The sequence below is a fragment of the Treponema maltophilum ATCC 51939 genome (assembly GCF_000413055.1).
Taxonomy (GTDB): Bacteria; Spirochaetota; Spirochaetia; order Treponematales; family Treponemataceae; genus Treponema_C; species Treponema_C maltophilum.
Map to the genome: position 1 here is coordinate 283,028 of NZ_KE332518.1, position 23,672 is coordinate 306,699.

25 protein-coding genes and 1 tRNA gene are annotated in these 23,672 nt (G+C 49.2%); 11 read left to right on the forward strand and 15 right to left on the reverse strand.

Annotation, left to right across the window (positions count from 1 at the left end):
* Positions 1-96 precede the first annotated feature (96 nt).
* The 3 genes from HMPREF9194_RS01295 to HMPREF9194_RS01305 are packed head-to-tail and all read right to left on the reverse strand — an operon-like array spanning position 97 to position 2,119.
* Entirely contained in the window at positions 97-1,008 is a 912-nt protein-coding gene (locus HMPREF9194_RS01295; protein WP_016524556.1) for a radical SAM mobile pair protein B, read from the reverse strand.
* Positions 990-1,685: a radical SAM mobile pair protein A gene (locus HMPREF9194_RS01300; protein ID WP_016524557.1), complete on the reverse strand. Its 696-nt coding sequence runs from the start codon at positions 1,683-1,685 to the stop codon at positions 990-992. The genes HMPREF9194_RS01295 and HMPREF9194_RS01300 overlap by 19 nt, the downstream gene beginning before the upstream one ends.
* Positions 1,682-2,119 carry a radical SAM mobile pair system MarR family transcriptional regulator gene (locus HMPREF9194_RS01305; protein ID WP_016524558.1) on the reverse strand — a complete coding sequence of 146 codons (438 nt, stop codon included), beginning with the start codon at positions 2,117-2,119 and terminating at the stop codon, positions 1,682-1,684. Before HMPREF9194_RS01305 ends, HMPREF9194_RS01300 begins: the two co-directional genes overlap by 4 nt.
* 161 nt (positions 2,120-2,280) lie before the next feature.
* Between HMPREF9194_RS01305 and HMPREF9194_RS01310 the strand changes: the two genes are divergently transcribed.
* The gene (locus HMPREF9194_RS01310; RefSeq protein WP_156827978.1) at positions 2,281-2,985 is read left to right on the forward strand and encodes a class I SAM-dependent methyltransferase; all 705 of its coding nucleotides are present in this window, start codon (positions 2,281-2,283) and stop codon (positions 2,983-2,985) included.
* A 31-nt stretch (positions 2,986-3,016) separates the two neighbouring features.
* On the opposite strand, the gene HMPREF9194_RS01315 is transcribed toward HMPREF9194_RS01310, so the two are convergent.
* Genes HMPREF9194_RS01315 through HMPREF9194_RS01330 form a run of 4 tightly spaced genes read right to left on the reverse strand, consistent with a single transcriptional unit; the run spans position 3,017 to position 5,999 of the window.
* Positions 3,017-3,946, reverse strand: coding sequence for a PSP1 domain-containing protein (locus tag HMPREF9194_RS01315; protein ID WP_016524560.1), 930 nt, complete (start codon positions 3,944-3,946; stop codon positions 3,017-3,019).
* 30 nt (positions 3,947-3,976) lie between these two features.
* Entirely contained in the window at positions 3,977-4,585 is a 609-nt protein-coding gene (locus tag HMPREF9194_RS11735; RefSeq protein ID WP_084663047.1) for a YaaR family protein, read from the reverse strand.
* A complete protein-coding gene (locus HMPREF9194_RS01325; RefSeq protein ID WP_016524562.1) occupies positions 4,525-4,953 on the reverse strand; it encodes a bactofilin family protein in 429 nt (142 codons plus the stop codon). Before HMPREF9194_RS01325 ends, HMPREF9194_RS11735 begins: the two co-directional genes overlap by 61 nt.
* Positions 4,954-4,979: 26 nt before the next feature.
* Complete coding sequence (locus tag HMPREF9194_RS01330) at positions 4,980-5,999, reverse strand: M23 family metallopeptidase (RefSeq protein ID WP_016524563.1); 1,020 nt, start codon at positions 5,997-5,999, stop codon at positions 4,980-4,982.
* Between the two features lie 184 nt (positions 6,000-6,183).
* Between HMPREF9194_RS01330 and HMPREF9194_RS01335 the strand changes: the two genes are divergently transcribed.
* The 8 genes from HMPREF9194_RS01335 to HMPREF9194_RS01370 all read left to right on the forward strand — a co-directional run bounded on the left by HMPREF9194_RS01335 (position 6,184) and on the right by HMPREF9194_RS01370 (position 13,353).
* Positions 6,184-6,957 (forward strand): TatD family hydrolase, encoded by a 774-nt coding sequence (locus tag HMPREF9194_RS01335; protein ID WP_016524564.1) that lies wholly within the window; start codon positions 6,184-6,186, stop codon positions 6,955-6,957.
* Between the two features lie 18 nt (positions 6,958-6,975).
* Positions 6,976-7,968 carry a tRNA dihydrouridine synthase DusB gene (gene dusB / locus HMPREF9194_RS01340; RefSeq protein ID WP_016524565.1) on the forward strand — a complete coding sequence of 331 codons (993 nt, stop codon included), beginning with the start codon at positions 6,976-6,978 and terminating at the stop codon, positions 7,966-7,968.
* Between the two features lie 18 nt (positions 7,969-7,986).
* Positions 7,987-9,570 (forward strand): DUF5312 family protein, encoded by a 1,584-nt coding sequence (locus HMPREF9194_RS01345; RefSeq protein ID WP_016524566.1) that lies wholly within the window; start codon positions 7,987-7,989, stop codon positions 9,568-9,570.
* Between the two features lie 28 nt (positions 9,571-9,598).
* A complete protein-coding gene (locus HMPREF9194_RS01350) occupies positions 9,599-10,237 on the forward strand; it encodes a rhomboid family intramembrane serine protease (protein WP_016524567.1) in 639 nt (212 codons plus the stop codon).
* Positions 10,213-11,010 (forward strand): hypothetical protein, encoded by a 798-nt coding sequence (locus HMPREF9194_RS01355; protein ID WP_016524568.1) that lies wholly within the window; start codon positions 10,213-10,215, stop codon positions 11,008-11,010. Before HMPREF9194_RS01350 ends, HMPREF9194_RS01355 begins: the two co-directional genes overlap by 25 nt.
* 78 nt (positions 11,011-11,088) lie before the next feature.
* Positions 11,089-11,484 (forward strand): hypothetical protein, encoded by a 396-nt coding sequence (locus tag HMPREF9194_RS01360; protein ID WP_016524569.1) that lies wholly within the window; start codon positions 11,089-11,091, stop codon positions 11,482-11,484.
* A gap of 6 nt (positions 11,485-11,490) precedes the next feature.
* Positions 11,491-13,047 (forward strand): phenylalanine--tRNA ligase subunit alpha, encoded by a 1,557-nt coding sequence (gene pheS, locus HMPREF9194_RS01365; protein ID WP_016524570.1) that lies wholly within the window; start codon positions 11,491-11,493, stop codon positions 13,045-13,047.
* A gap of 12 nt (positions 13,048-13,059) precedes the next feature.
* Positions 13,060-13,353 (forward strand): hypothetical protein, encoded by a 294-nt coding sequence (locus tag HMPREF9194_RS01370; protein WP_016524571.1) that lies wholly within the window; start codon positions 13,060-13,062, stop codon positions 13,351-13,353.
* A gap of 58 nt (positions 13,354-13,411) precedes the next feature.
* Here the strand turns inward: HMPREF9194_RS01370 and glpK are convergent, their stop codons facing one another.
* Positions 13,412-14,917 carry a glycerol kinase GlpK gene (glpK, locus tag HMPREF9194_RS01375; protein WP_040846445.1) on the reverse strand — a complete coding sequence of 502 codons (1,506 nt, stop codon included), beginning with the start codon at positions 14,915-14,917 and terminating at the stop codon, positions 13,412-13,414.
* Between the two features lie 179 nt (positions 14,918-15,096).
* Here glpK and HMPREF9194_RS01380 point away from each other — a divergent pair.
* Both HMPREF9194_RS01380 and HMPREF9194_RS01385 read left to right on the forward strand, forming a co-directional pair.
* A tRNA-Val gene (locus HMPREF9194_RS01380) sits at positions 15,097-15,168 on the forward strand.
* 114 nt (positions 15,169-15,282) lie between these two features.
* Positions 15,283-16,947, forward strand: a complete 1,665-nt coding sequence (locus HMPREF9194_RS01385; RefSeq protein WP_016524573.1) for a hypothetical protein — start codon at positions 15,283-15,285, stop codon at positions 16,945-16,947.
* Positions 16,948-16,953: 6 nt separating this feature from the next.
* Here HMPREF9194_RS01385 and HMPREF9194_RS01390 read toward each other — a convergent pair whose 3' ends face one another.
* The 7 genes from HMPREF9194_RS01390 to metK all read right to left on the reverse strand — a co-directional run bounded on the left by HMPREF9194_RS01390 (position 16,954) and on the right by metK (position 23,417).
* On the reverse strand, positions 16,954-17,226 hold the full coding sequence (locus HMPREF9194_RS01390; protein WP_016524574.1) for a hypothetical protein: 273 nt from the start codon (positions 17,224-17,226) through the stop codon (positions 16,954-16,956).
* Positions 17,223-17,771 carry a signal peptidase II gene (lspA, locus tag HMPREF9194_RS01395; protein WP_016524575.1) on the reverse strand — a complete coding sequence of 183 codons (549 nt, stop codon included), beginning with the start codon at positions 17,769-17,771 and terminating at the stop codon, positions 17,223-17,225. Before lspA ends, HMPREF9194_RS01390 begins: the two co-directional genes overlap by 4 nt.
* Positions 17,772-17,841: 70 nt before the next feature.
* Positions 17,842-18,609 carry a Nif3-like dinuclear metal center hexameric protein gene (locus HMPREF9194_RS01400; protein WP_016524576.1) on the reverse strand — a complete coding sequence of 256 codons (768 nt, stop codon included), beginning with the start codon at positions 18,607-18,609 and terminating at the stop codon, positions 17,842-17,844.
* Entirely contained in the window at positions 18,606-19,805 is a 1,200-nt protein-coding gene (locus HMPREF9194_RS01405; RefSeq protein ID WP_016524577.1) for a hypothetical protein, read from the reverse strand. The genes HMPREF9194_RS01400 and HMPREF9194_RS01405 overlap by 4 nt, the downstream gene beginning before the upstream one ends.
* 40 nt (positions 19,806-19,845) lie before the next feature.
* The gene (locus HMPREF9194_RS01410) at positions 19,846-21,498 is read right to left on the reverse strand and encodes a Na/Pi cotransporter family protein (protein ID WP_016524578.1); all 1,653 of its coding nucleotides are present in this window, start codon (positions 21,496-21,498) and stop codon (positions 19,846-19,848) included.
* A gap of 100 nt (positions 21,499-21,598) precedes the next feature.
* Positions 21,599-22,264, reverse strand: a complete 666-nt coding sequence (gene nth, locus HMPREF9194_RS01415) for an endonuclease III (protein ID WP_016524579.1) — start codon at positions 22,262-22,264, stop codon at positions 21,599-21,601.
* On the reverse strand, positions 22,251-23,417 hold the full coding sequence (metK, locus tag HMPREF9194_RS01420) for a methionine adenosyltransferase (protein WP_016524580.1): 1,167 nt from the start codon (positions 23,415-23,417) through the stop codon (positions 22,251-22,253). The genes nth and metK overlap by 14 nt, the downstream gene beginning before the upstream one ends.
* Between the last annotated feature and the right edge of the window lie 255 nt (positions 23,418-23,672).

Consider the following 23,672-nt stretch of genomic DNA (forward strand, 5'->3'; position numbering starts at 1 on the left):
ACAAAATATTTTTTGTCAAATTCGGCGAAGCGGGCAAAAAAATAAAATATTTCTTACTGAAAATAAACCGATGGCTTTTTTTAAACAAACCGGAGGTTATCGCTTTCTTTTCCCCGTATTATCCGATCCTTTGACTTCTTCGTGATAGAAGTAATCCACAATCACCGGATGCCCTTGCGGAACTCTGCCGTACGGCATTTCGTTATCTACAAACGGGCAGTTATATTTTTTCGCCATCTCTTCGGCTTTTACTTCCAATGCCTCAAAGTAACTGCGGTCATGTTTATTATAGATCTCATTATAAAGAGGCACCAGATCAGGATACTTTTCCGCGATGTAATCCAAAATTGTCTTTTTGAAGCCGCCGCGCAGATTAAGATTTTCCAACCAGAACAGGTCGCATTGATCCTTTACCTTTTCGAATATTGCTTCAAAGTCCGTGATGCCCGGAAATACAGGCGAAACAAAGCATACGGTACGTATACCTGCGTCATATACCCGCTTCATAGCATTAAGGCGCCGCTTGATGCTTACGGCACTATCCATATCTTTTTTGAAATCCTCATCCAGCGTATTGATTGACCATGACACCGTAACCCGTCCCAATTCCTTCAAAAGATCAATATCGCGTACCACAAGATCCGATTTTGTACAGATCAAGATGTCTGCGCCGCCGCCCCTGAGCTGTTCCAACAGCTTTCTGGTATTACAGAATGTTTCCTCCTGCGGATTATAGCCGTCCGTTACAGACCCGATGACCACACGCTGTCCGGCATACTTCTTCGGGGTTTTCAGCTTAGGCCAGTGCTTCACATCAAGGAAAGTGCCCCACGCTTCGGTATGTCCTGTAAAGCGCTTCATGAATGATGCATAGCAATATTTGCAGGCATGAGTACACCCTACATAAGGGTTGACCGAATATCCGCCTACCGGCAGGCCGGATTTGGTCATAATATTCTTGGTATCAACGTTTCCGATAAGGATGCCGTTTATTTCCGCTTGTGCCATGTTTTCTGCGCCTCCAATACTCTATTAAATTCTTCAGGCATTTCCTGAATCATTTTTTCCTCACCTATGATAGGGACAAGATCTTCTTTCATAAAAACCGGAATACCAAGTGTATGTGCCTGATCTGTCAGAGAGTATGCCCAATCCGGCTCCGTATGAACCTTTTTGCTTTGCGCTCCGGTCATCGTACCGACTACGATCCAGCCGATATCTGTCAGATTAACCTTTCCGGGATCGTCAAACAGCGGCTCAAAGGTGACATGATAGTGTTTTGCCCGGATATTCTTTCGCAGGACATCGATCCGCCACAGTTCGGATTTCCGTGTGATCGTAACGCCAAACCATGCGTTTTCAAGGTCGGTATCGAAATCCAGCAAGTCGGGCCGCTTGGTCAAAAAGAGAAACCGGTGTTGCCGATTTTTACGGATATTGTCAAAAACCTCCTCCCGCCATTCCTCTTTCCACCCTGACAAATCGCTCATACCCGTCAGGAGAAAATTATGCGGACGCTGTTTTTCCATTATCTTGAGTTTGCCGCGAAAGAACTCCGGATATGCAAAGTCGTCAATTATGTGCCACCGCTTTACATTGTTTCGTGCATAGCAATAAGCACAGCCTACTGTGCAGCCGATGACCAGATTTATATTTTGGATTTGATCCTTTATGCAAATACTCATGTTCCCTGCCGTGCCTCCAGGTTTTTTCTGATACGTTCAAGGTAATGCTCAAACTGAGTGACTTCTTTATCTGAAAAACCTTCGTAGTAAATTGCGCTCATCTTTTCGGATACGGCATCATACTCGCTTTTTAAGGAGCGGGATTTTTCGGTCAGATACAGGAGCGTTTTTCGCTTATCCGTTTCAGCCTGCACACGGCTTATAAGCCCGTGATTTTCCATTCGTTCCAGCATCGTAGTAAGCGAGGTGATAGCCAATCCGCATTTCTCCGAAAGCGACTTGATTGGAATCCCGTCCTTCTGCCACAGTACATAGAGAATTCGACCTTGCGCGCCGTTGAACGCGTCAATATTCTTTTCGCCGAGAATCTTTTCAAAAATTCGATCTCCGAGCTGTTTAATCTTCGTTACAAGAAAGCCGCCGTTCGTTTTCATATAAACTCTCCTATATAGTAGCAATTAGATACTACCATATAGGAGATTCTATTGTCAACGGATTAACTTTTCAGGATAAATTCGTTAACGTGTCCGATTCATTACGGTTTTTTAATATTTATTAAAAACTGTAGTATTATTTCAAAAAATATAGTATATTCATGCACATGGAATCTTTGGAAAATATTGTCGAATACTATGATGAATTATATCCCGTTTCGGACGGGCAAAAAAGCTTTTTCGGTACACTTTTACGGCACTATGAAGCGCCCGCACGGCTTTTACGTATAAACTGTGCGTCCGGCGCTTTTGAGCATGCGCTTGCCCGCGACGGTTACGATGTGACGGGTACGGATGCTTCGCGGGATTTTATCGATACGGCCGTGCGCCGCAAACGGATCCCGAATGCCGACGTGCGCTTTTTTCAAATGACGCCTTCGGAAATAGGCAGATTTTTGGCAAAAAGTTTTTATCAGTGTTTATACATGCTCGAAGACGCGCTGTATTTTATCGGCGATAAGATTTTATTCCGCAAATTCTTTTTCGATTGTCGGAAGCTGCTTGCGCCCGGCGGTTCCTTAGTACTGCATATGCCGGGATTTCCGCAGGTGCGCGAAAGCATACGCGTAAAACTGCTTTCCGTCTTAAAAAAGGACGATGACGGCACGCTTTTGCTTTCGCAGCACTTGGAGCGTGAAGGCGAAAAGTTTATCCCCGTGCGCACCGATGTGCCGGTGTATATGCCGCCCGCGGACGAAACGGAACGTTTCGCAAAAGAAGCGGGATTCGATTCGGTCGATTTTTATACGGATTGGGAAGGCGAGCGCTGCGGTGCCGATAAGGCCGCCGTGTGGGTGCTTAAGTAAGACGAGGCCGTGCCGTTTCGCAGGCTTTGAATCAGTCGGTTAGGCGCCAGCGTCCTTCCGTATGTTTAAAACGCGAAGAGGGGATTTCCAGCACGCGCCCGTCTTCTCCGGACATTTTTATCATACCGGTAATAGGGTTCGATTCGCTTATGCGGAAGTTCGTATTGTCGTAAAAAATCTGCAAACCTTCTCCCGGCATTTTTTTGCGCGCTTCGGCGTACCAATCGTATTCGTAAGACAGGCAGCACAAAAGCCGCCCGCATTGACCGGATATTTTCATGGAATTAAGCGAAAGGCCTTGTTCTTTTGCCATGCGGATCGAAACGGGGCGCAATTTATCGGAAACCGAATGACAACAATACGGGCGCCCGCACACTCCCAAGCCGCCGGTTAAACGCGATTCGTCGCGCACACCTATTTGACGCAGTTCTATGCGGATTTTAAACACCGAAACCAAATCTTTAACCAGTTCGCGGAAATCCACGCGATTATCGGAGCTGAAAAAGAACAGCACTTTTTGTTCGTCGAAAAGGTAATGAACGCCGAGCGGTTTCATGTCGAGCTTATGCGCCGCCGTTTTTTCTTTAAAGATGCGCAGGGCTTCTTTTTCCTTTTTACGTAAATCGGCGGCACGGCTTAAATCTTCCGGCGAAGCTTTGCATTCCGCTTCGACAATATCCTGTGCTCGGATCCCGATCGGTTTTTTTACAATTCCGAGCACCTTTGCCAAATCTTTTCCGTAGCGGGTCGACACGGCAATAAAGTCGCCGGCTGCCAAAGTGCAGTCTTGCGGCGCAGTTGCGTATAAACTTTCACCCGAATAATCCAGCGCGAGTTTATACAAAGGAGAAGGAAAAACAAAGTTGCCGGCATCGCCCTGAATGTCCTGCCGCGCATCGGAATCTTCCAGCGCCAAAAGGTCTTCTTCGCTGCTCGGTTTTTCTATATCTTCATCAAACATGACGTTTCCTTAATTTGTAAAATTCCGGATTCAGGATAAAAAATCCACCAAAAGGCCGTTTATTTCTTCGATCTTGGCAAGAATTTTCAGCTGATCCGCTTGGTTGTACAGAATATCGGCGGCAAGCTCGTCCAGCTTCGCGTTTATCGTTTGCACGGTTACAAGCTGCTGCCTTTTGGTTCCTTTCCGCCGTTCGCGCACTTCCAGTTCATATGCATTTTGCACAACGAACTTCATAAAACGCGAAAGCTGTTTTTTATATCTTATAAAGGTATCGGTAAAAGGATTTTTTTTCAACTCGTCGCCGGCCGCATAGACGGCATCCACCAATTCGGTAAGCCGCTCGTCGAACGACAAACCCGCCTTTCCCCGCACGTTTTGATTTTCCCGAACTTCGCTTTCGGTTTCAAATTCCGTTTCGAGCGCGGCTTCTTTTTCGGTTTCTTTAAGCAGGGTACCGAAAACCGAACCGGCGTTTTTGCCCTTTGCCGACGTTCGTTCGTCTTTAACCTTTTTGCGCGGCTGTGCGTCCGGAACGTTGAAAAACGGCGATATATGCATCGGGTCCACTGCGGCCATTAAAAAGCGCTCCGTGTTTCGGCAAAGGCTTTTTCGCGGATGGCTTTTTTGTCTTGCCATAAACTTTTTGCCCCGTTAAAGGCGTTTTCGTCGTCAAGGACAATGCACTGTCCCTGCACAAAAACATTTTCTTCAACCGATATTTTTTTTGTAACGATGTCGCCGCGAACCGAAGCCGTAGAAAAAAGCTGAACGCCTTCCGGCGCGACAATATCGCCTTCGACAATGCCGTTTATAACCGCGGCAAGAGCCGTTATATTGCCCCGTACGCGCGCGTTTTTCCCGATGATGATTTTGCCGGAAGTATCTATATTCCCGTCTATATCGCCGTCGAGCCGGATAAAGCCTTCCAAGTGCATGTCGCCCTTGATAAAAGTGCCCGGAGCAATGAGCGTATTTACGGAAATATCATCATACTGTGAACTCATGGAAAACTCCCGTTGTGCCGGCGGGATTAATTTTTAAGCTTAATGTTAACGTATTTTGCCGGATCCACAACATCCGAACCGATGTGCACTTCGTAGTGCAAGTGCGGTCCGGTCGAAACGCCCGAATTTCCTATCGTTCCGATTACTTCGCCTTGAGAAACAAACTGTCCCGTTTTTACGCGGACGGACTGCATGTGGGCGTACCGTGTGTAATATCCGTATTTATGCTGAATAATAACGTAGTTGCCGAAAGAAGCGTCGTAAGTAACCGTAACGACTTGTCCGTTTGCCGTTGAAATAACCGGATCGCCGGAACGGTAGGTCGAAATATCAAGCCCTTTATGAATATACCACTGGCCGGTAATCGGATGGAGCGCTTGACCGAACGGCATCGAAAAATGTCCCAAACCGCCTTTAATCGGCCAAATGTTCGGCGTATCGGAAAACATCGCGCCCTGCGTTTGAAGCATTTTGCCGATTTGTTCTATGGGCTGAATGGTATTTTCAAGATAATCCGAAAGCTCGCGTACGTCGGCGCTTTCTTTTACCGAACCGCGCGCAATTTCACGCATGCCGAACAGAGACGACAAGTCGCTGTTTTGATTCGAATTGCGCGTAACCGCCGTCTGATTTATACCGATAAGCGAAAGCGCCCGGCTCAGCGTGTTTTGAAAGCGTTCGGCGGTTTGCAAAAGGTTGTTGTTTTCGTCGCGCAGTTCGTCCAAGCTTGCAAGCGTTTTGCGGTTTTCGTCTTGGAGCCGTGCTATTTCGGCCGCTGAAGTTGCCGTGCGGCGGTTAAAGTAAAAGAATGAAACGAGAATGCCGAAAAACAGCAAGGTTCCCGCGCCTAAAGAAAAGATGTTTGTTCTGAAATTGATAACCTTGCTTTGCGAATGCGGAACGATCATAATCGTCAGTTTGCGGTCGCAGAATTTAAAGGCCGAAACGAAAAACGCGGCAACTTTACGGAATACGCCCCCGAAAAACACCATTATCGAATGGACGAGGCTTTTTTCCAATCTTTTATATGTACGGATCCGTGCCACACTTTTCTCCACAATATATACGATACTTCAGTATATCATCAGAAAACAATCATGTCAAATATAAATATTTGTTGACGATACACAATTCCTATGTTATTCTTATCGGTAGAGATGCGGGAATTCTTGATGCCCGCGCTTCTCCGGGATCCGTGTTGTCCCGTATTATCTTTTTTGGAAGAAAGCCATGCAGTTTTTTGATACTCATGCCCACATCGGGCTTATTTACGAAGATCCCATTGAACAGTTGCGCGTCGTTCAGGAAGCGAAGCAAGCCCAAGTTACGCGGATCGTAAGCATTTGCAACAGTTTGCATGATTTTTCCCTTGTGTACGGCAACTTGAAGTCCGTATCCGGAGTGTATCATGCAGTCGGAGTCGCTCCTTCGGAGGTGAACAATCCGGGCCGCGATTGGCTTAAAACCGTAGAAGAAAGCCTGAAACTGCCGAACGTCGTCGCCCTCGGTGAAACGGGTTTGGATTATTTCCGTAAATTCGGCGACAAGCGTTCGCAGATAGAATTGTTCATTACGCAGCTGGAGCTTGCCGAAAAGATGAATATGCCGGTCATTATCCATAACCGCGATGCGGGAAAAGACGTGCTCGATATTTTATCGGAACGCATTCCTTCGGCCGGCGGCGTTTTGCATTGTTATTCCGAAAACGCCGAGTATGCAAAAAAAGCGCTCGACATGAATTTATATTTTTCGTTTGCCGGCAACCTTACGTACCGCAATGCGCGCAACCTGCACGAAACGGTGCTGGCTTTGCCGCTTGACCGTATTCTGATAGAATCGGAAAGCCCCTTTATGGTTCCCGCGCAATACCGCGGCAAGCGCAATATGCCTTCGTACATACCGTCTACGGTGCGCTTTTTGGCTGAAATGCTCGAAACCGACATGGAAGCGCTTGCCGCTCAATTGTGGAAAAACAGCTGCGCTTTTTTCCGTTTGCCCGAGTAACGCCGATTTTCGGTTTTTATGCAGTCTTTGTACCGTCCCGTCGATATAGGTTCGCTGCGCATTGCGGGCAATTTGTTTCTTGCGCCCGTCGCCGGCTATTCCGACCGCGCTTTTCGCAGCGTGTGCCGGCTCGGCGGCGCCGATTTTGCTTACACGGAAATGGTGTCCGCCGAAGCGTTGGTGCGCGGTTCCGATAAAACCGAAGCGATTATGAAGCGCGCGCCGAACGAAAGCTCTTATGCGGTGCAGATCTTCGGCGGCGATGCGGCGGTTGTCGCTCAGGCCGCGCGCCTTGTGTACGAACGCGTAAAGCCCGAACTTATCGACATAAACGCGGGCTGCCCCGTGCCTAAAATCATTAAAAGCGGGGCGGGCTCTTTTTTAACCCGGTATCCCGAAAAGCTCTACGAAATCGTGCGCGCGGCCGTTGAAGCGGTGCCGATTCCCGTAACGGTAAAAATACGTTCCGGCTGGGACGCCGAACATTTAACGTGGCACGAAGCTTCTTGCGCCGCCTGTGAGGCCGGAGCGGCCGCTTTAACCGTTCACGGCCGCACGCGCGCGCAGGGCTATGAGGGCAAGGCGGACAAAAGCGTTATCGCATCCTGCGTTCGTCTTTTGGAAGGAAAAATTCCCGTGTTCGCTTCCGGCGATATATTCAGCCCCGAAGACGCGCGTGCGGCTTTTGAGCAAACGGGCTGCGCGGCTGTCATGTTTGCGCGCGGCGCCATGGGCCATCCTTTTATATTCCGCCAAACCCGCGATTTTTTGCAAACGGGTTCTTATGAGCCGGTGCCGCTGCAAGAGCGCTTAAAGGCCGCTTTTTCCGAATTGGAACTTTTATGCGCCGACAAAGGCGAAGACGTTGCCTGCCGCGAAATGCGCAAGCGCTTTTGCGCTTACATAAAAGGCTTTGAAGGCAGCGCGCAGTACCGCAAACAGGTTGTTTCGGCGCAAACCGCCGACGATTATCGGGAAATCTTTCAAGCGCTTATTGTCAAAACGGAATAATCTCTTTACAATAAACATATGGGTATTTTACAGCAGCTTATCGATTTTTTTAAATCCTTATTCGCTCAGGAAAAATCCGACATGCCCCAAAAGCAGCAACTGAGAAAGCTTGAAACGCAGCTTCGGCAAATGAATCCGCCCCTGTATAAAAACGGCGAGCTGCTTCCGGCTTTCGGCGAGCTTATCTTTTTGCTGTATACGCACACGACGCCCCTGTTTAAACTGCTCGGTTTTATGCGCGCGAGCGAAAACGCCCGCATTAAAAATCGCGTGTACGATATGCTCATAGAAACCGGCTATATGCAAAACGATCGGCAAAAACTCGCCTCGCTTTCTTACGAAGAGCGCAAGCATAGATTCGAGCAAAGCGGTAACATTCAGCGGGAGGCCGAATCGCAAAACCATACTTTGGAAGAACTCATACACATGCTGCGTTCGCCGGCCTTTATTCAAATAGAAGCCACATTAAAAAATCTTGAAATTTTTTACGATTTGTGCGCGTTTAATTTTATCGCATTTTTAAAAGCGTTCAATCCGGCCTTCGATTCTTTGAATCCCGAAAACACCTTCGCGCCGGTTCTCATAGACAAAACGGTAACTTTTTTGCAGGATCTGTATTATATTACTTCCGGCCTTGAAATAAACGCTTCGTTGGCGCGCGCCCTTATGGCGATTGCTTCTTCCGCCCAAAACGATGCCAAGTTGCCTACCGACGAAGTGGTCGTGCACGTAAAAAAAATCGCCGCCGTGCTTACGAAATTTTTGAACGGCGAAACGCTCAAAGCATGTATCTTAATCGCCAAAGACGACGCCTCTTTTAAGCCGGATACCGTTTTTGTAAAATCGTCGCCGCTTGCCGATTATGCATCGCGTTTGCGCACGCGTTTTCAGTCGGAAGAAGAGCGTATAAAAGTCGAGCTGCAGGACAGTCAGCTTGAGCGCGAAACGAAGGACCTGTTCGGCGATACGCCGCTTTTGACTTTGGCTTCATACAACGAAGAAAACAACAAACTGTTAAAGCAGGATTCGGCGGTTTCGTTTTTGTGGATAACGCCGATGCAGATTATAAAAACCTTTTTAAGCCGCTTTTTTGAAGAACAGGTAAAAGGGCTTTTGAACGACATTATTCTCGAAGGTTTTTTTAACAATCCGGAGCAAAAAACGGATTTTTCGTCAACCGTGTATGCATGCAACGATGCTCAGCGGATTTTGAACGCGTTTGAACAATCCTTTGCGAAAGGCGCAAAAAACGATATAAACCTGATTATCGGCTACATGAACGACGGGCGCCGCGATCCCGAATTTTCGCGCAATTTGGCAGTCATGGTGAACAATGTGAATGCGGAAGCCAAGAATTTCGTGCAAACGCAGGTATCGTATTTTTACGATTTATACCGTTATTTGCTGCTTCTTACCGACGATGCAAAAAAGTCCGTTCCGGAAGTTATGTCGAATATAAAATTTTTGTTTACCTCTTCGCGCAACCGCAGCCGCGTCGATTTTCTTGAACAATCGCTGCCGCAGTGGGCGGCTTTTTTGCTCGTGATGAAAAACTATGCGGTTATCGGGCAGGTGGAACTTCCCGCAAAAGCAAACCGATAGTAGTATCGGGCGTCGATAGGAGGATGCTTTGGAACCGAATATACGCCGACGTTTTTCGTATTCATACCGCAACTGCGCTTTAATCATAACCGCGCTGAACGTGCTCGTTTTTATTTTAACCGAAGCGTACCCGCGCTTGAGTGTCTACTTGTCTTTGAATACGGCTTTGATTGTCCGCGCCCATATGTATTGGCAGTTTGTAACGTATATGTTCGTGCATGCGAACCTTATGCATTTGATCGGCAATATGTTGGGCGTCGTGTTTTTCGGCATTGCCGTTGAACGTTCCTTGGGTTCGAAAGAATTTGTGCTTATGTATTTTTTTACGGGAATCGCGTCCGGGGCGCTGTCATTTGCCGTGTATCTTGCGGCGGGCATGCACAATGTGTTTTTGCTCGGCGCTTCGGGTGCCGTGTTCGGCGTTTTGTTGGTGTTTTCCGTTTTGTTTCCGCGTTCGCGCATATATATTTGGGGCGTTTTGCCCGTTCCGGCGCCCCTGCTCGTTGTCGGCTTTGCGCTTATTGAAGCCGCCAATCAGCTTTTCGGCGCCCGCTCCGGAGTCGCGCACATGACACACCTTTTCGGCTTTGCGGCAGCGTGGGCGTATATAAAAATCCGTATGGGACAAAGCCCGTGGAAAATATGGAAAGACGCATACCGGCGCTGAAAATCCTTACACCGGCGCCGAAAGATTTGTCGCTCAAAAACACGCCGCAAAAAACATTGCGAAAGCGCGCGCCGTTTTTTTTCGTAGCGGGCGTATTGATGTTTTTGTACGGATTTTTCTCCGGCACATTTTGCACCCATGCGCAAAACGCGGCATCTTATGAATTTTTGCGCTTCCCGCTGTGGTATCCGATCGACGATCTTCCTTCTTTGCAAAAAACGGGCGGAAAGGGCAAAAAAGCCTATGAGCCGGCCATTGCCGAACTTAAAGCGCTTGCGCCCTTTATGACCGAAGGCTTGGTGTACGGCTGGCGCTTTTCCTATACTCCGTCGGACAAACTGCGCGCCGTTCCCGAATTTTTCGAAGTGCAGCCGATTGTCCGCATCGACGCAGATGACGAACGGCTTTCCTATACCGATGCCGTTTTCGTTCCCGAATCGAACCGGCTTGAATGCTGGGTTGAGTACCGGCTCAGCGAAGCGATGCGCATCAGGCGCCTTCGCTGGCAGTCGGCAGCCTACCCGAAAATCGCAGGCAGGGGAGAAGCGCCGATTTCCGCAGGCGGAGACGGCATAAAAGAAGCGTGCCGCATTGCGCTTAAAAACGCGGTGCGCTCTTATGCGCAAAGCCTCTTAAAAAATAAGCCGAAAGAAATAAGCGGCACCGTACTTTTAACGGACTTGCCCCGCTATTATATAAAAAGCGGAAAGTACTGCGCCGACCTTGATTTTTTTCTGTTTGTGAGTAAAATAGACGAGTATACGCAATTTTAATTCGATATGCGGCTGCGGCCGAAAACCGTATGAAACTTCGGTACAGACGGAAGTTTTTGTTTTGCTTAGGAGGATTGAATGAAAAAGATACTTTTTGGTGTGATTTTTGCTTTGTGCGTCGGAACCGTTTTGTGCGCTCAGATTCCCGAAGACTTGAATGTCGTAAAAATCGAAGAAGAAGCAAAAACGGAAGCCGGTCTTCCGTACACGATGACGATTGAATATCTTCCCGCGACCGGTGAAGCGTTTTTTACGTTTACGATTAATCAAAGCATGTTTAATCAGGCCGATGCGATGATTGCAATTCGCGACCGTGCGATGAAATTCATTCAGGAAACCGAAGAAAAAGGCGTGCGCAAGTACTATCATTATGTGTACCGCGGCGCCGATTCCACAAAATACGACGGTGCAAAAAAGAAAGTATATTATACTTCGCGCATTCGGTTTTTGGAAAAACAGGCAACGGTATATTAAATCGACATGGACATACAAGCTCTCATAAAAAACCTTCATCCGCTTGAAGTGAAGGTTTTGCTCGCCTATACGGCAAAAGACGAACTTACCGCCTCCCGGCTTGAAAAAGACCTCGGCTACAAGGAAGGACATGCGAACCAGGCGTTTTCGTGGCTTACGGGAAAAGGACTTGCCGAAGAAACCGGACGGACGGCGCACACGTATTACGAAATTACCGAACTCGGCCGCAGCGTCGTAAAAATCGGCAGCACGATCGAAGAGCGGTTTGTGAACTTTATAAAAGAACACGGCGCGCACATTCTGCCGAAAATCGCGGCGGCGCTGCACATCGAAAATAAAGACATCGGAAGCGCATTCGGCCAGCTTTCAAAAGACGGCGTTTTGGCGATGAACGACGAAAAGCAGGTTGTCGTAACCGACAAGCCGCTTCCGAAGCGCATTTCGATTGTCAAAGAATTGTTAAAAAGGGCCGCCGCTTCGGAAAACGGTCAGCTCGACCGGGATTCGCTTTCGCCCGAAGAACAGGACATTATTGCAGGACTTGCAAAAAAGCGCGGTGCGGCGGACAGTCCGTTTAAAATCGTCGAGCGTGAAACGGTTACGTATAAACTGACCGATTCATCTGCGCCGGTTGCCGAAGCGCTTAAAAAAGCCGGCATTACCGGAAACGAAATCGGAGAAGTAACGCCTCAATTGCTCGCTTCCGGCGAATGGAAAAACGCAAGCTTCCGCTCGTACAATATCGGCATTCCTCCGGCGCGCGTCATACCCGGCCGCGCAAACGCTTACGTGTCGTTTTTGGAAAGCGTAAAAGATAAACTCGCTTCGCTCGGCTTTGAAGAATTCGACGGGCCGCTTGTCGAAACGGAATTTTGGAACAGCGACGCGCTGTTTATGCCGCAGTTCCACGCGGCGCGCGACATTCACGACGTTTATTACGTAAAAAATCCGATGTACGCAAAAAAAATCGACGAGCCTTTTTTGTCGAACGTAGCCGCCGCACACGAAAACGGCGGCAATACGGGAAGCCGCGGCTGGAATTATACGTTTGACCGCGATTTTACGCGCCGCCTTATTTTGCGCAGTCAGGGAACGGTTTTGTCGGCTCATCAGCTTGCGAAAGCCTCGGTTCCGGGAAAATACTTCGGCATTGCGCGCTGTTTCCGCTACGATAAGGTTGACGCAACCCACTTGTCGGACTTTTATCAAACCGAGGGCATCGTACTCGGCAAAGAAGTAAACCTTAAAACGCTGCTCGGCTTTTTGGAAATGTTCGCCGTCGAAATTGCGGGGGCAACGGACGTCAAATATGTTCCCGGCTACTTCCCCTTTACCGAGCCTTCAATCGAAGTGCACATAAAACACCCCGTTTTGGGCTGGTTCGAACTGGGCGGTTCGGGGATATTCCGTTCCGAAGTTACGAAAGCAATGGGCGTTGAAGTTCCCGTTCTTGCGTGGGGTATCGGTATAGACCGCATGGCGCTTATGGCGCTGGGTATCAACGATTTGCGCGACCTCTTCAGCACCGACATCGAACAAACGCGCCTTCGCCGCGCTTTATAAACGCAACAATCTATGACCGAATCGGAATTGAATGAGCGCGCCGCCGCTCTGGAAGAAAAAAAGCGTTCTCTCGAACGCAGCCGGAATATCTGTTTTTTGGCTTTAGCGTTTATGGCGTACAATATGTGGAAAGCGATACGCGAAGGAACGCCGCCCGTCTGGTTTTATGCCGCGATGGGACTTATTTTGCTTGCGCTGGCCGCAATCGCTTTTTTCGCTCACAAAGGTTCGCTTAAAGCTTCTTCGGAGCTTGCCGAATTGCGGCAAAACAAGCCGAAAGAAGAACCCTCCGCTTTTGATGTATAAAACCGTGCGGCGCGAACCGGAACGTATGCGGATTTTATTTTAAAGCCGCCGGTTTTCGCTACTTTTTTATCCAGCCGCGCGAACGGTCGACCGCGCGCTTCCAGCCGGCATACAGTTCTTCGCGCTTTTCATCGCTCATGTGCGGCGTAAACAAACGGTCGGTTTGCCAATGCGCCAAAATATCGTCTTTGTTTTTCCAAAATCCGACCGCCAAACCCGCCAAAAAAGCCGCTCCGAGCGCCGTCGTTTCAACGTTTTTGGGGCGACACACGCTTGTGTTCATTATGTCGGCTTGGAACTGGAGCATAATATTGCTTACGCTCGCGCCTCCGTCGACCTTTAACGAGGCAACCGGCTGAGATGCGTCTTCGGCCATGCAGTTTATAACGTCTTTTACCTGATAGCAAATCGCTTCCAAAACCGCCCGGCAAATATGCGCTTTTTTTACGCCGCGCGTAAGGCCGATAATCGTACCGCGCGCATACATGTCCCAATAGGGGCTGCCCAAACCGGTAAAGGCCGGCACTATGTATACGCCGTTTGAATCGGGAACCGATTCGGCCAAGCGGTCGATTTCGGGAGCCGAAGAAATAAGTTCAAGTTCGTCGCGCAGCCACTTTATCGTTGCGCCGCCCATAAAAATACTGCCCTCCAAAGCGTACTGCACTTCGTCGTTTATGCCGAGCGCAATGGTGGTAAGGAGCTTGTTTTTTGATACGACCGGAACCGAGCCGGTGTTCATAAGCATAAAGCAGCCCGTTCCGTACGTGTTTTTGACGTCGCCCTTGTTAAAGCAGCCTTGCCCGAACAAAGCCGACTGTTGGTCGCCGACGGCCGAAGCGAGCGGAATCGAAAAGCCGCACACTTGTTCGCTTGTATTGCAGTACACTTCGCTGGAATTGCGTACTTCGGGCAGCATGCAAAGCGGTATGTTGAGCAGGTTTAAAAGATCTTTGTCCCAGCCGCCTGCATAAATATTGTACAACATGGTGCGGCTTGCATTTGTAACGTCCGTAACGTGGCGTTTCCCGCCGCTGAGTTTCCATATAAGCCAGGTATCGATGGTGCCTGCAAGGATTTCACCGTTTTGCGCGCGAGCGCGCAAACCTTCAACATTGTCTAAAATCCATTTTATTTTTGTTGCCGAAAAATACGCGTCGAGCAAAAGTCCGGTTTTTTCGCGGATAACTTCATTCATGCCTTCTTTACGCAAATGTTCGCACAAGCCGGCCGTTCTGCGGCACTGCCACACGACGGCGCGGTATACGGGTTTTCCCGTCGCCTTGTCCCACAGCACAACCGTTTCGCGCTGATTCGTAATGCCCGCCGCGGCAATATCCGAAGCGCGTATGCCGAATTTTTGTTCGGCTTTTTGCACCGTTTCTTTCATGACGGCGAGCTGGCATTCAAAAAGCTCTTCGGCATCGTGTTCGACCCAGCCGGGCTGCGGATAGTATTGCGTAAATTCTTTGTTGCACGAAAGCAGCGGCTGCGCGTCCGCATTATATAAAATCGCGCGGGAACTGGTCGTTCCCTGATCGAGGGCTAAAATGTAATCGTTCATACAGTCCATTGTATCACAGGAAAAGAATTTTACAAGAGGGGTTCCGTTGGAAATTTTTATAATGCGGAATCCCGGAATTGTAAAAAATCGGTAATCAATGGTGTTGAGCAGGAATACCTTATGCATACCTTATGCACCCTGTTTACAAAAACGGCGTTTTATGGTATCGTACTTTTTGCGGACGATTAACTCAGCGGTAGAGTGCTACCTTCACACGGTAGAAGTCACTGGTTCAAATCCAGTATCGTCCAGACAATCTTGTTTCCCGTCATCTCATCTGCACTACTTCATTGTCCTTGCACAAGAAAGCGTAACATGTTACACTGATTAAAACCATGCGGTCAGCATTTTAAAAGGACGTTGATATGAGTGATGAATTAGCTCCCGAAATTGCGGCTTTGCTTGAAAATGCCGAAGCTGATTTGGCGGCGGACGAAGAAATCGAACAAAATCACGAAGAAGATCTTACCGTAGATCCTGCAAACCTGAAACCGACCGCTCCGTGGGCGCCCGTCAACTTGCTCATCAAACATTTTCAGCCGGTAGAGCGTTTTTTTTCCGATACGTACACGACGCAGGTTTTTAACGACGCGTCCTATTACAAGGTTGCGCTCTCGGGTGAAAAAGAAGGCGCTCAGCGCCTGCACACGGTTTTGTCCAAATATTTGAATTGTCAGGACGCAAAAGACCGTACGGTTTTGCGCCAGCAGCTGGTTACGGCTTATTGGGAATTCGTGCGTTCCCTCGCGCCGAAGATGGCGAGCCGCTCGACTCCCGAAATAAAAAAGATGGTGCTGCGCTACGGGGTTGTTTTGCCGTCTTTATTTACGACCGAGCAAAAGGATATGTTTTCCAAAGCGATTGTGGAAAACGTTTCGAACGAACCGGTTTATTATCTTGACGAATGGTTCCGCGATATTGCCGCGGGTCGCATAAAGATTTCGGCTACCGACGAATCGCCCGTGCGCAAAAAACCTGCTGCGGGAAGCGCCGAAGAAGCCGCGCGCATTATGCAGCTTAAAACGAAGAACGCGGGAAAACTGCAATCGGCCGAAAACTTTTTAACGATGAAAGAAAGCGAGCGCGCCATGCTTGAGGCGGAAATACGATCCCGCATAGACATCGTCTTCGATCATCCGCCGATTATGGGTGCCGAACCTCACAAGCAGCCGCTTTCCGAAATGCAAAAACGAATCGTATTCGAAATAAACGAACGGCTGCGCGCTTTTTTAAAAAACGATAAAGAACTGACTTCTTATGCCGCCGAGTTTGAAGAAGCGAAAGAAATTTCCAATTCGTTGGAACAAAAGCTTGCATCCGGCGCCGAACAAAACGTGGAAGTAAGCAGTTCCGAAATCGATACCGAAATAACGACGGTACGCCAAATGGCAAAGATGACCGTCGGGCGGCAGGGAAATCAGTTTCCGATTTTTACGCGCGAGTTTTTTCACTGTATTCCGCGCGAAACCGGCTTCCGTGAAAACGTCATCGATATTATGTCGTGGATAGAATCGGTTGACCCGACCGCTTTTTGCCGCATGCATAAAAACGTGCTGAACCGAATCGTTCCCTTCGTTATTTTAATTCCGACCTACGGCGAATTCGGCTTTTGCTGGGAGCCCTTCGACCGCTACAACCGCATTACGAGCCGCGGCCGCATCGTTATTCCGATGTACCCGAAAAGTTTAAAAGCCGCTTTGCTTATGGCCGTTGCCGATTTACGCTGGCAGGTTGCAAAGGAAAAGGCCTCATATTATTGGATGGAAGAAGGCTTGACCGGACAGTATTATCAGTGGTTTGTGTCGGAAAAACTGAAAGGCGACATAAAAGATTATTTTATAAAAGATTATCTTTTGTGGATGACTAAGGAAAGCGAAGGCGTGCAGCGCCTCGAAAAGGACATCCGCGGGATTTTTTGGCGCCACATGCCTTTTGCTCAAGAGGTAAAAGAAAAACTGCGCACGCGAAGCCTTGTGTATCAGGAACTGTATCAGCGCGACCTTAACCGCGCCATGTCCGACGGATATTGATTGTTTTCAGTCGCGCGGGCCGCGTCGGTTGTGCGAAAAAAGCGGCTCCATTTTATCTTCCAAATTGAATTTTCTTATAACGAATTTTACCGCTTTTTGATAGATAAAAATTCCGGAGATAATCGCGCCCAAAAACAAAAAGGGCAGGGCGGTTCCCAAATTTTCTTTAAAAATAAGGCCGCCTGCAACCGTAAATAAAACGAGCAAAATAAGAATCAGCAAAATGTTGGCAATCGTCGCGGTTATAAGGAATACGATGGTCGTTTGTTTTTTTGTCATGCGTCTTCTCCTTTTGCTTTTGCGCCGGCGGCAAAAAAGGAAATCAAAAGCAAAATGCCGCAAATGACGACCGACATATCCGCTACGTTAAAAGTCGGCCAGCGGTCATAGCCCAATATGCCGAAAAACTTCACGTCTATAAAGTCGATAACGCCTTCCGCCCTGAAAAAGCGGTCGATCAAATTGCCGAACCCGCCGCCGACGATGCCGCAGATGCCCCAGCGCTGCAAGGGCGTAAAATCGTTCGACTTGAAATACAGCACCAAAATCAATACGAGGACAATCAAGGGCAAAAAGGCGAACACAAGCCGTCTGACCGGATGCGACAATCCGACGCCGATACTGAACGCGACGCCCGGATTATGCACGTGAATGATGCGCACGAGGTCGCCGAAAAAGCCGGCACCGACCGTATACGGCGGAATGTTTTGTACGACAAGGTGTTTTGTTATTTGATCCGCCGCGATGACGGCGATTGTCAGCAGCAGCGGCACAAGCTTTTTGAATAAGGCTTTCTTGTCTTTTAATACGGAATCTTTTACCATGACATTCACTATAGCATTTTTTTTACAAAACGCCTAGCGGGAAAGGATTCGGCATAAACGGAAAAGTGCCCTATAAGCCCGTGGGAACGTCGATAAAAACGGTTTCGATTCCAAGCTCTTTGCGCATTTTTTCGGCAAGCAGCGAAACGCCTACCGTTTCCGTTTGGTAGTGGCCGCCGGCTATAACGTTGATGCGGTTTTCGAGCGCTTCGTGGTATTGTTCGTGTTCTATTTCGCCCGTGATAAAAACATCGGCGCCTTCGGCGATTGCTTGCGGCAAATCGCTCCCCGCGCCGCCTGAAATAATCGCGGCTTTTTTAATTTCTTTTGTGCCGAAGGGCAACAATGTGCGCACCTTTTCTCCGTTCGGGAACAATCGCCGCATGAGTTCATCAAGATCGACCGGCTCTGAAAATTCGCCGAAAACGCCTATCGTCATGCCCTTCCACGTGCCGAAGGGGCGTAAGTCGTTCAGCCGTAAGCGGCGGGCAAGTCCGTAATTGTTCCCTACTTCTTCGTGTGCGTCCAGGGGCAAATGGGACGCGTACAAAGCGATGTCGTTGACGATGAGTTCTTTTATGCGCCGATAGTGGGCGCCGGTGAGTACCTGTTCGCGGTTCCAAAATATGCCGTGATGGACAACCAAAAGCCGGGCGCCGACAGCTGCGGTGCGCCGTATCGTTTCGGCGCAAGCGTCGACGGCAAAGGCCGCTTTTACGATTTGCGTTGCATCCGGCGCTTCGTTTTGTACCTGTATGCCGTTTTGCGAAGGGTCCTGTGCGTATGCGTCGGGATTCAAAACCGAACGAAACCATGTGTCGATTTCATGTAAGGTCATGGCAGCTTCTCCATATATGATTTAAGTGCGCCGGCAAAGCGGACGGGGCTTTGATTTGTTTTTTCGGCGCGACGTGCGGCAAAAAAGCCGCCTATGTTTTTAAAATCCGTATAAAAGAGCGCGAGCGAATCGGACGGATTTACGAAAAGTAAATCGGCCCTTTGAGCCGAATAGTAATCGGCCGCTTTTTTAAATTCCGCCGAAAGGGAAATTCCGGAGTTAAAAGTATCGGGTCGGCTCCCGGAGGGTGCATTTTCAATGCCCTGCAGCGTTGAAGAATCGAAGATTCCCCGTACAAACGAAGGATATTTTGCGTACAGTTCTTTTGCGCATAAAAGCGAATCGCCTTCGGTTACCAGGACGACCGAGTCGGCATACTCGCCGGCCTTTATAAGAAGCGCTTCGGTTTCGGCCTCTTTTTGCACAAGCAAATCGGCTTTAACCGCGCCGAAACGCTTTGGGTTTCGGTACAGACGGTGCAGGCTGAAGGCCTTTGTATAAAAGCGGTTAAAAAGCATTTTGTTCGGAGTGTTTTTTAAAAGGCTCGGTTCGTAAAAGTCACCGGTAAAAACGGTAATTCCCTGCATAGATGCGGCGCTTAAACGCAGCGCGGAATCGCCGCTGACGTTTTTTATGTCGGGCACAAAGACCGCTATGCGCTTTTTTTTCGGTGTCGAACCGGCAGTGCCGGCAGCGGTATTATTCCCGTCTGCAGCATTGTTGCCGCGCGGTTCGTACAGTGAGGTTATAAGGCTTGTGCGGCGAAAAAATTCCCGTTTAGGTACAAAGCCCCGGCTGAACGACCCCGTGTACAGCGTCCGCTGCGGCTCGGTCGGAGCCGGTTCCGGCCTCAAAACGAAGAGGGCGGCAAGCGCAAAGAGCACGACAATCGATTCGATAACGGCCGCAATGCGAAAGGTCATGCTGTAGCGGTCCACATACAGACGGCTGTTAAAACGCTGCAGAGCGCGGATATTGATCAGCAGCACCGACAGCGCAATTACCGTGATTGCCGCAAGTGCATACGACAGCCCGTACACGGCGATGAGCAGGAGCGCGAGAACGACGCTCAGCGGCGAAAGCGTAACGGTCGAATCCGCGTATGCGTGTTTTTTGAAAAACGGGCGGAACAGTACCGGCAAAAGCAGCAGCAGGACGGCTGCCTGTCCCAAAAATTCATCGGATAAACCCAGCATTCGTCTATCATAAATCAAAAGAAAAAATAGTACAACGGGCTTATTTTGTGCGCGTGAGGGCTTCGGAAATACTGTATGCGCGGTCGCCTATTTTTTCGATATTGCGCACCAAATCGATGTATAAAAGTTCGGCTTTAACGTCCGCGCCTTCTTCGAGCCGTTTACGCGCAACCTTTTTTAATTCTTTCCTGAACGAATCGATTTTGTTTTCGGTCTCCGCCGCTTGTGCCATTTCCTCGGGCGAAAGCGGGCGGTTTATATGCGCGTTTACAAAGTTCAATAATTGTTCAACCAAATCCACGTAGGGCTGCAGTGCGTCCATATCGGCTTTGTCGAATTGCATGTTTTTTTCTATGCTGCGCTTTAAGTGAATGGCTATGCTGCAGCAATCGTCGGTAATATTTTCTATTTCGTCCACGATATGCAGCATGGCGGCAAGATTGTTGCGTTGGCGCTCGGTAACCGGCAGTTCCGTGCATTTGTACAGGTAGAGGGAAAGCTGCTCCTGCATTTGGTCGGCATATTCTTCGCGTTCTTCAATAAATTCCATTTGCTGCGAAATAAAGCGTTCGGTTCTGTCGGAAAAACCTTCCCGTATGCGCGCGAACATTGCAATCGCCAGCATGATCATATCCGAGATTTCTTTTTCGGCCCGTATAATGTGCGGTTCTACGGATTCTTTTATACCGCTTGAAATAAAGTCCAAACGGTATTCACCGGGAATTTCGTTCGGCTCGGTTTTAATCAGCTTTTCGGTTAACAAGGCGATTTGTGAGGTAAAGGGTAAAAACAAAAGCGTGCTCAGCACGTTGAATAAGGTATGCAGCATGGCAACGTGGGAAGGCAGTGTCTGCATAACCGTGCCCGGGGTAATAAAGTCGACGAGTGCCAATAGCGGCCGGAAAAAAATAAATGCGAGAATACTGCCGGCAACATTGAACAGCACGTGAACGAGGGCCGCGCGGCGCGCATTTGCCTTTGTGCCCATCGATGCCAATACCGCATCAATCGTAGAACCGATGTTGCATCCGAGCACCATTGCGGCCGCAAATTCCCAGTGCAAGACGCTGTTGCGGCACAGGGTTAAAATAACGGCCGTAGCCGCGCTCGACGAATGGATAATTGCCGTAATCAGCAAGCCGCCGAGCATTCCCAAGAGGATGCTTACCGTGCCGTTGTTTTGAAAAACGTTCAAAACAGCCGCGTTGTCCGCGCCGGGCGACAGCGCCGATAAAAAATCCAAGCCTAAAAAAAGCAGGCCGAAACCCATGAGCGCTTCGCCCGCGCTTTCTTTTTTGATTTTGCGTACGTATTTTATAAGGTAGCCGATACCGAAGACGGGGATGGCCGCGGCGGCAATGTTGAATTGAAAACCGAACAGAGCGACAATCCATGCGGTAACCGTTGTGCCGATGTTTGCGCCGAAGATAACGCCTACGGATTGCTGCAGCGTTATTAAACCCGCGTTGACGAACGACACGACCATAACGGTGGTGGCGCCGGACGATTGGATAATTATGGTAATAAGACAGCCGGTAAATACCGCGGCAAAACGGTTGCTTGTCATAACTGCCAAAAAACGGTGCAAGCTGTTTCCCGCGCTTTTTTGAATGCCCTCGCCGAGCATTTTCATGCCGTACATGAGCAGGGCAAGGCTGCCGGCAAGCTGAAATATAACCGTTACAATACGCACGATTCAGCCTATCATATTTCGGGCAAACCGGACAAGGCTTGATGACCTGAACGGGGTGACGGGCATGATTTTGAACGGGAGCGGGGCAACCGGCACGATTTTATCTGTGTTCGGTAACGCCGTTGCGCTTACACAAATCGGCAATAAGGCACTGACTGCACAGCGGCTTGCGCGCGACGCACACGTAGCGACCGTGCAAAATAAGCCAGTGGTGGGCACGTCCTAAAAATTCGGCGGGAATGCATGCGAGAAGGTCTTGTTCCACTTCGATCGGCGTTGTTCCCTCCGACAAGCCTATGCGCGGCGATATGCGCAAAAGGTGGGTGTCGACCGGCATCGTCGGTTCGGAATAGACGACGTTCAAAATGACGTTTGCGCTTTTGCGCCCGACGCCCGGCAGCCGTTGCAAATCTTCACGCGTGCGGGGCAGTTTGCCGTCAAACTCGTCAATCAACATGCGGCACAAACCCATAACGTGCTTTGCCTTTGAGCGGTACAGACCGATTGTTTTAATGTACGCGATAAGGCCGTCTTCGCCGAGCGCCAAAATCTTTTCGGGCGTGTCCGCGATTTTATACAGAGGCTCGGTCGCCTTGTTTACGCTTTTATCGGTTGCCTGCGCCGAAAGCACGACCGACACCAAAAGCGTAAACGGATTTTGCGCTTTCAATTCCGTCGCGGGGGCGGGATTTTGCTTTTCGAAGCGCCGGAATACTTCGGTTATTTCTTCCGGCGTCAGTTTGCGGAAATCGTCAGGTGAGGGCATTTTTTAATGCGTCCGTCTTATCGGTTTTTTCCCAGCTGAATTCTTTTCGTCCGAAATGGCCGTAGACGGCGGTCTTTTGATAAATCGGTTTTTTCAAATCGAGCGTTTGTATGATGCCGGAAGGCGAGCAGTCGAACACCTTTGTTACCGCTTCGGCAAGTTTCGATTCGGGAACCTTGCCCGTGCCGAAGGTTTCAACCATAACGGAAACGGGGAAGGGCACGCCGATTGCGTAGGCAAGCTGTACTTCGCAGCGTTCGGCCAATTTTGCCGCAACGATATTTTTGGCGATATAGCGCGCCATGTAGGCGCCCGATCGGTCTACTTTCGACGGGTCTTTACCGCTGAACGCTCCTCCTCCGTGGCGTCCCATGCCGCCGTAAGTGTCGACTATGATTTTCCGTCCGGTAAGCCCCGTATCTCCCGCCGGTCCTCCGATAACGAAGCGCCCCGTCGGATTTATGAAAAACTTCGTTTTTTTGTCCAACAAGCCGGAACTTTCGAGCACCGGTTTGATGATTTCTTCGATAATACCTTCGCTTATCGTTTTGTATTTTACGTCGGGGCCGTGCTGGTGCGATACGACAACGCTGTCGATTCGGACGGGTTTATGTCCCTCGTATTCGACGGTAACTTGACTTTTTGCATCGGGGCGCAGCCAATCAAAGGTACCGCTTTTGCGTACTTTTGACGCATGGCGCAATATTTTATGAGCGTACATAATGGGCGCCGGCATAAGTTCGCTTGTTTCCGTACAGGCAAAGCCGAACATCATTCCCTGATCTCCGGCCCCTTGCAGTCCTTTAAATTCCTTTAAGCCTTCGCCCGTCACGCCCTGATTGATGTCGGGCGATTGGGCGTGAATAATATTCAACACCGCCATCGAATCGCAGTCCAAACCGTAGGCCGCATCGGTATAACCTATATCGCCCGCAATTTTTCGCGCAAGGGTCGGCACATCGACAAAGGTATGCGTCGTAATTTCTCCGCCGACCAAAATCAGCGCCGTCGAAGCGAAGGTTTCGCATGCGACGTGGCTTTCCGGATCGTCCTTTAAGCACGCATCCAATACCGCATCCGAAATCTGATCGCACAATTTATCGGGATGGCCTTCTCCGACCGATTCCGACGTAAATAAATATTTTTCCGCCATAGATAACTCCTGTAAATCAAGTAAACACGTAAAATCGTAAAAAAAACTACACAAAAACGATTTTTGCCAGTATACTGTATTTGAACTTTTTGGAAAAGGAGGAAGGGTTTAAAAATCGGACTTCCCTGTCCGATTTTTAACGCGAGTTTTTGCAAATCCTCCCGGCTTTGCAAAAACGTCGATTACCTACGGTTTTTCCGGCGTCCGTGCCGGAAAAATAGCTGTAAGGCGGGATTCTTAAGGGCGGTAGCCCTT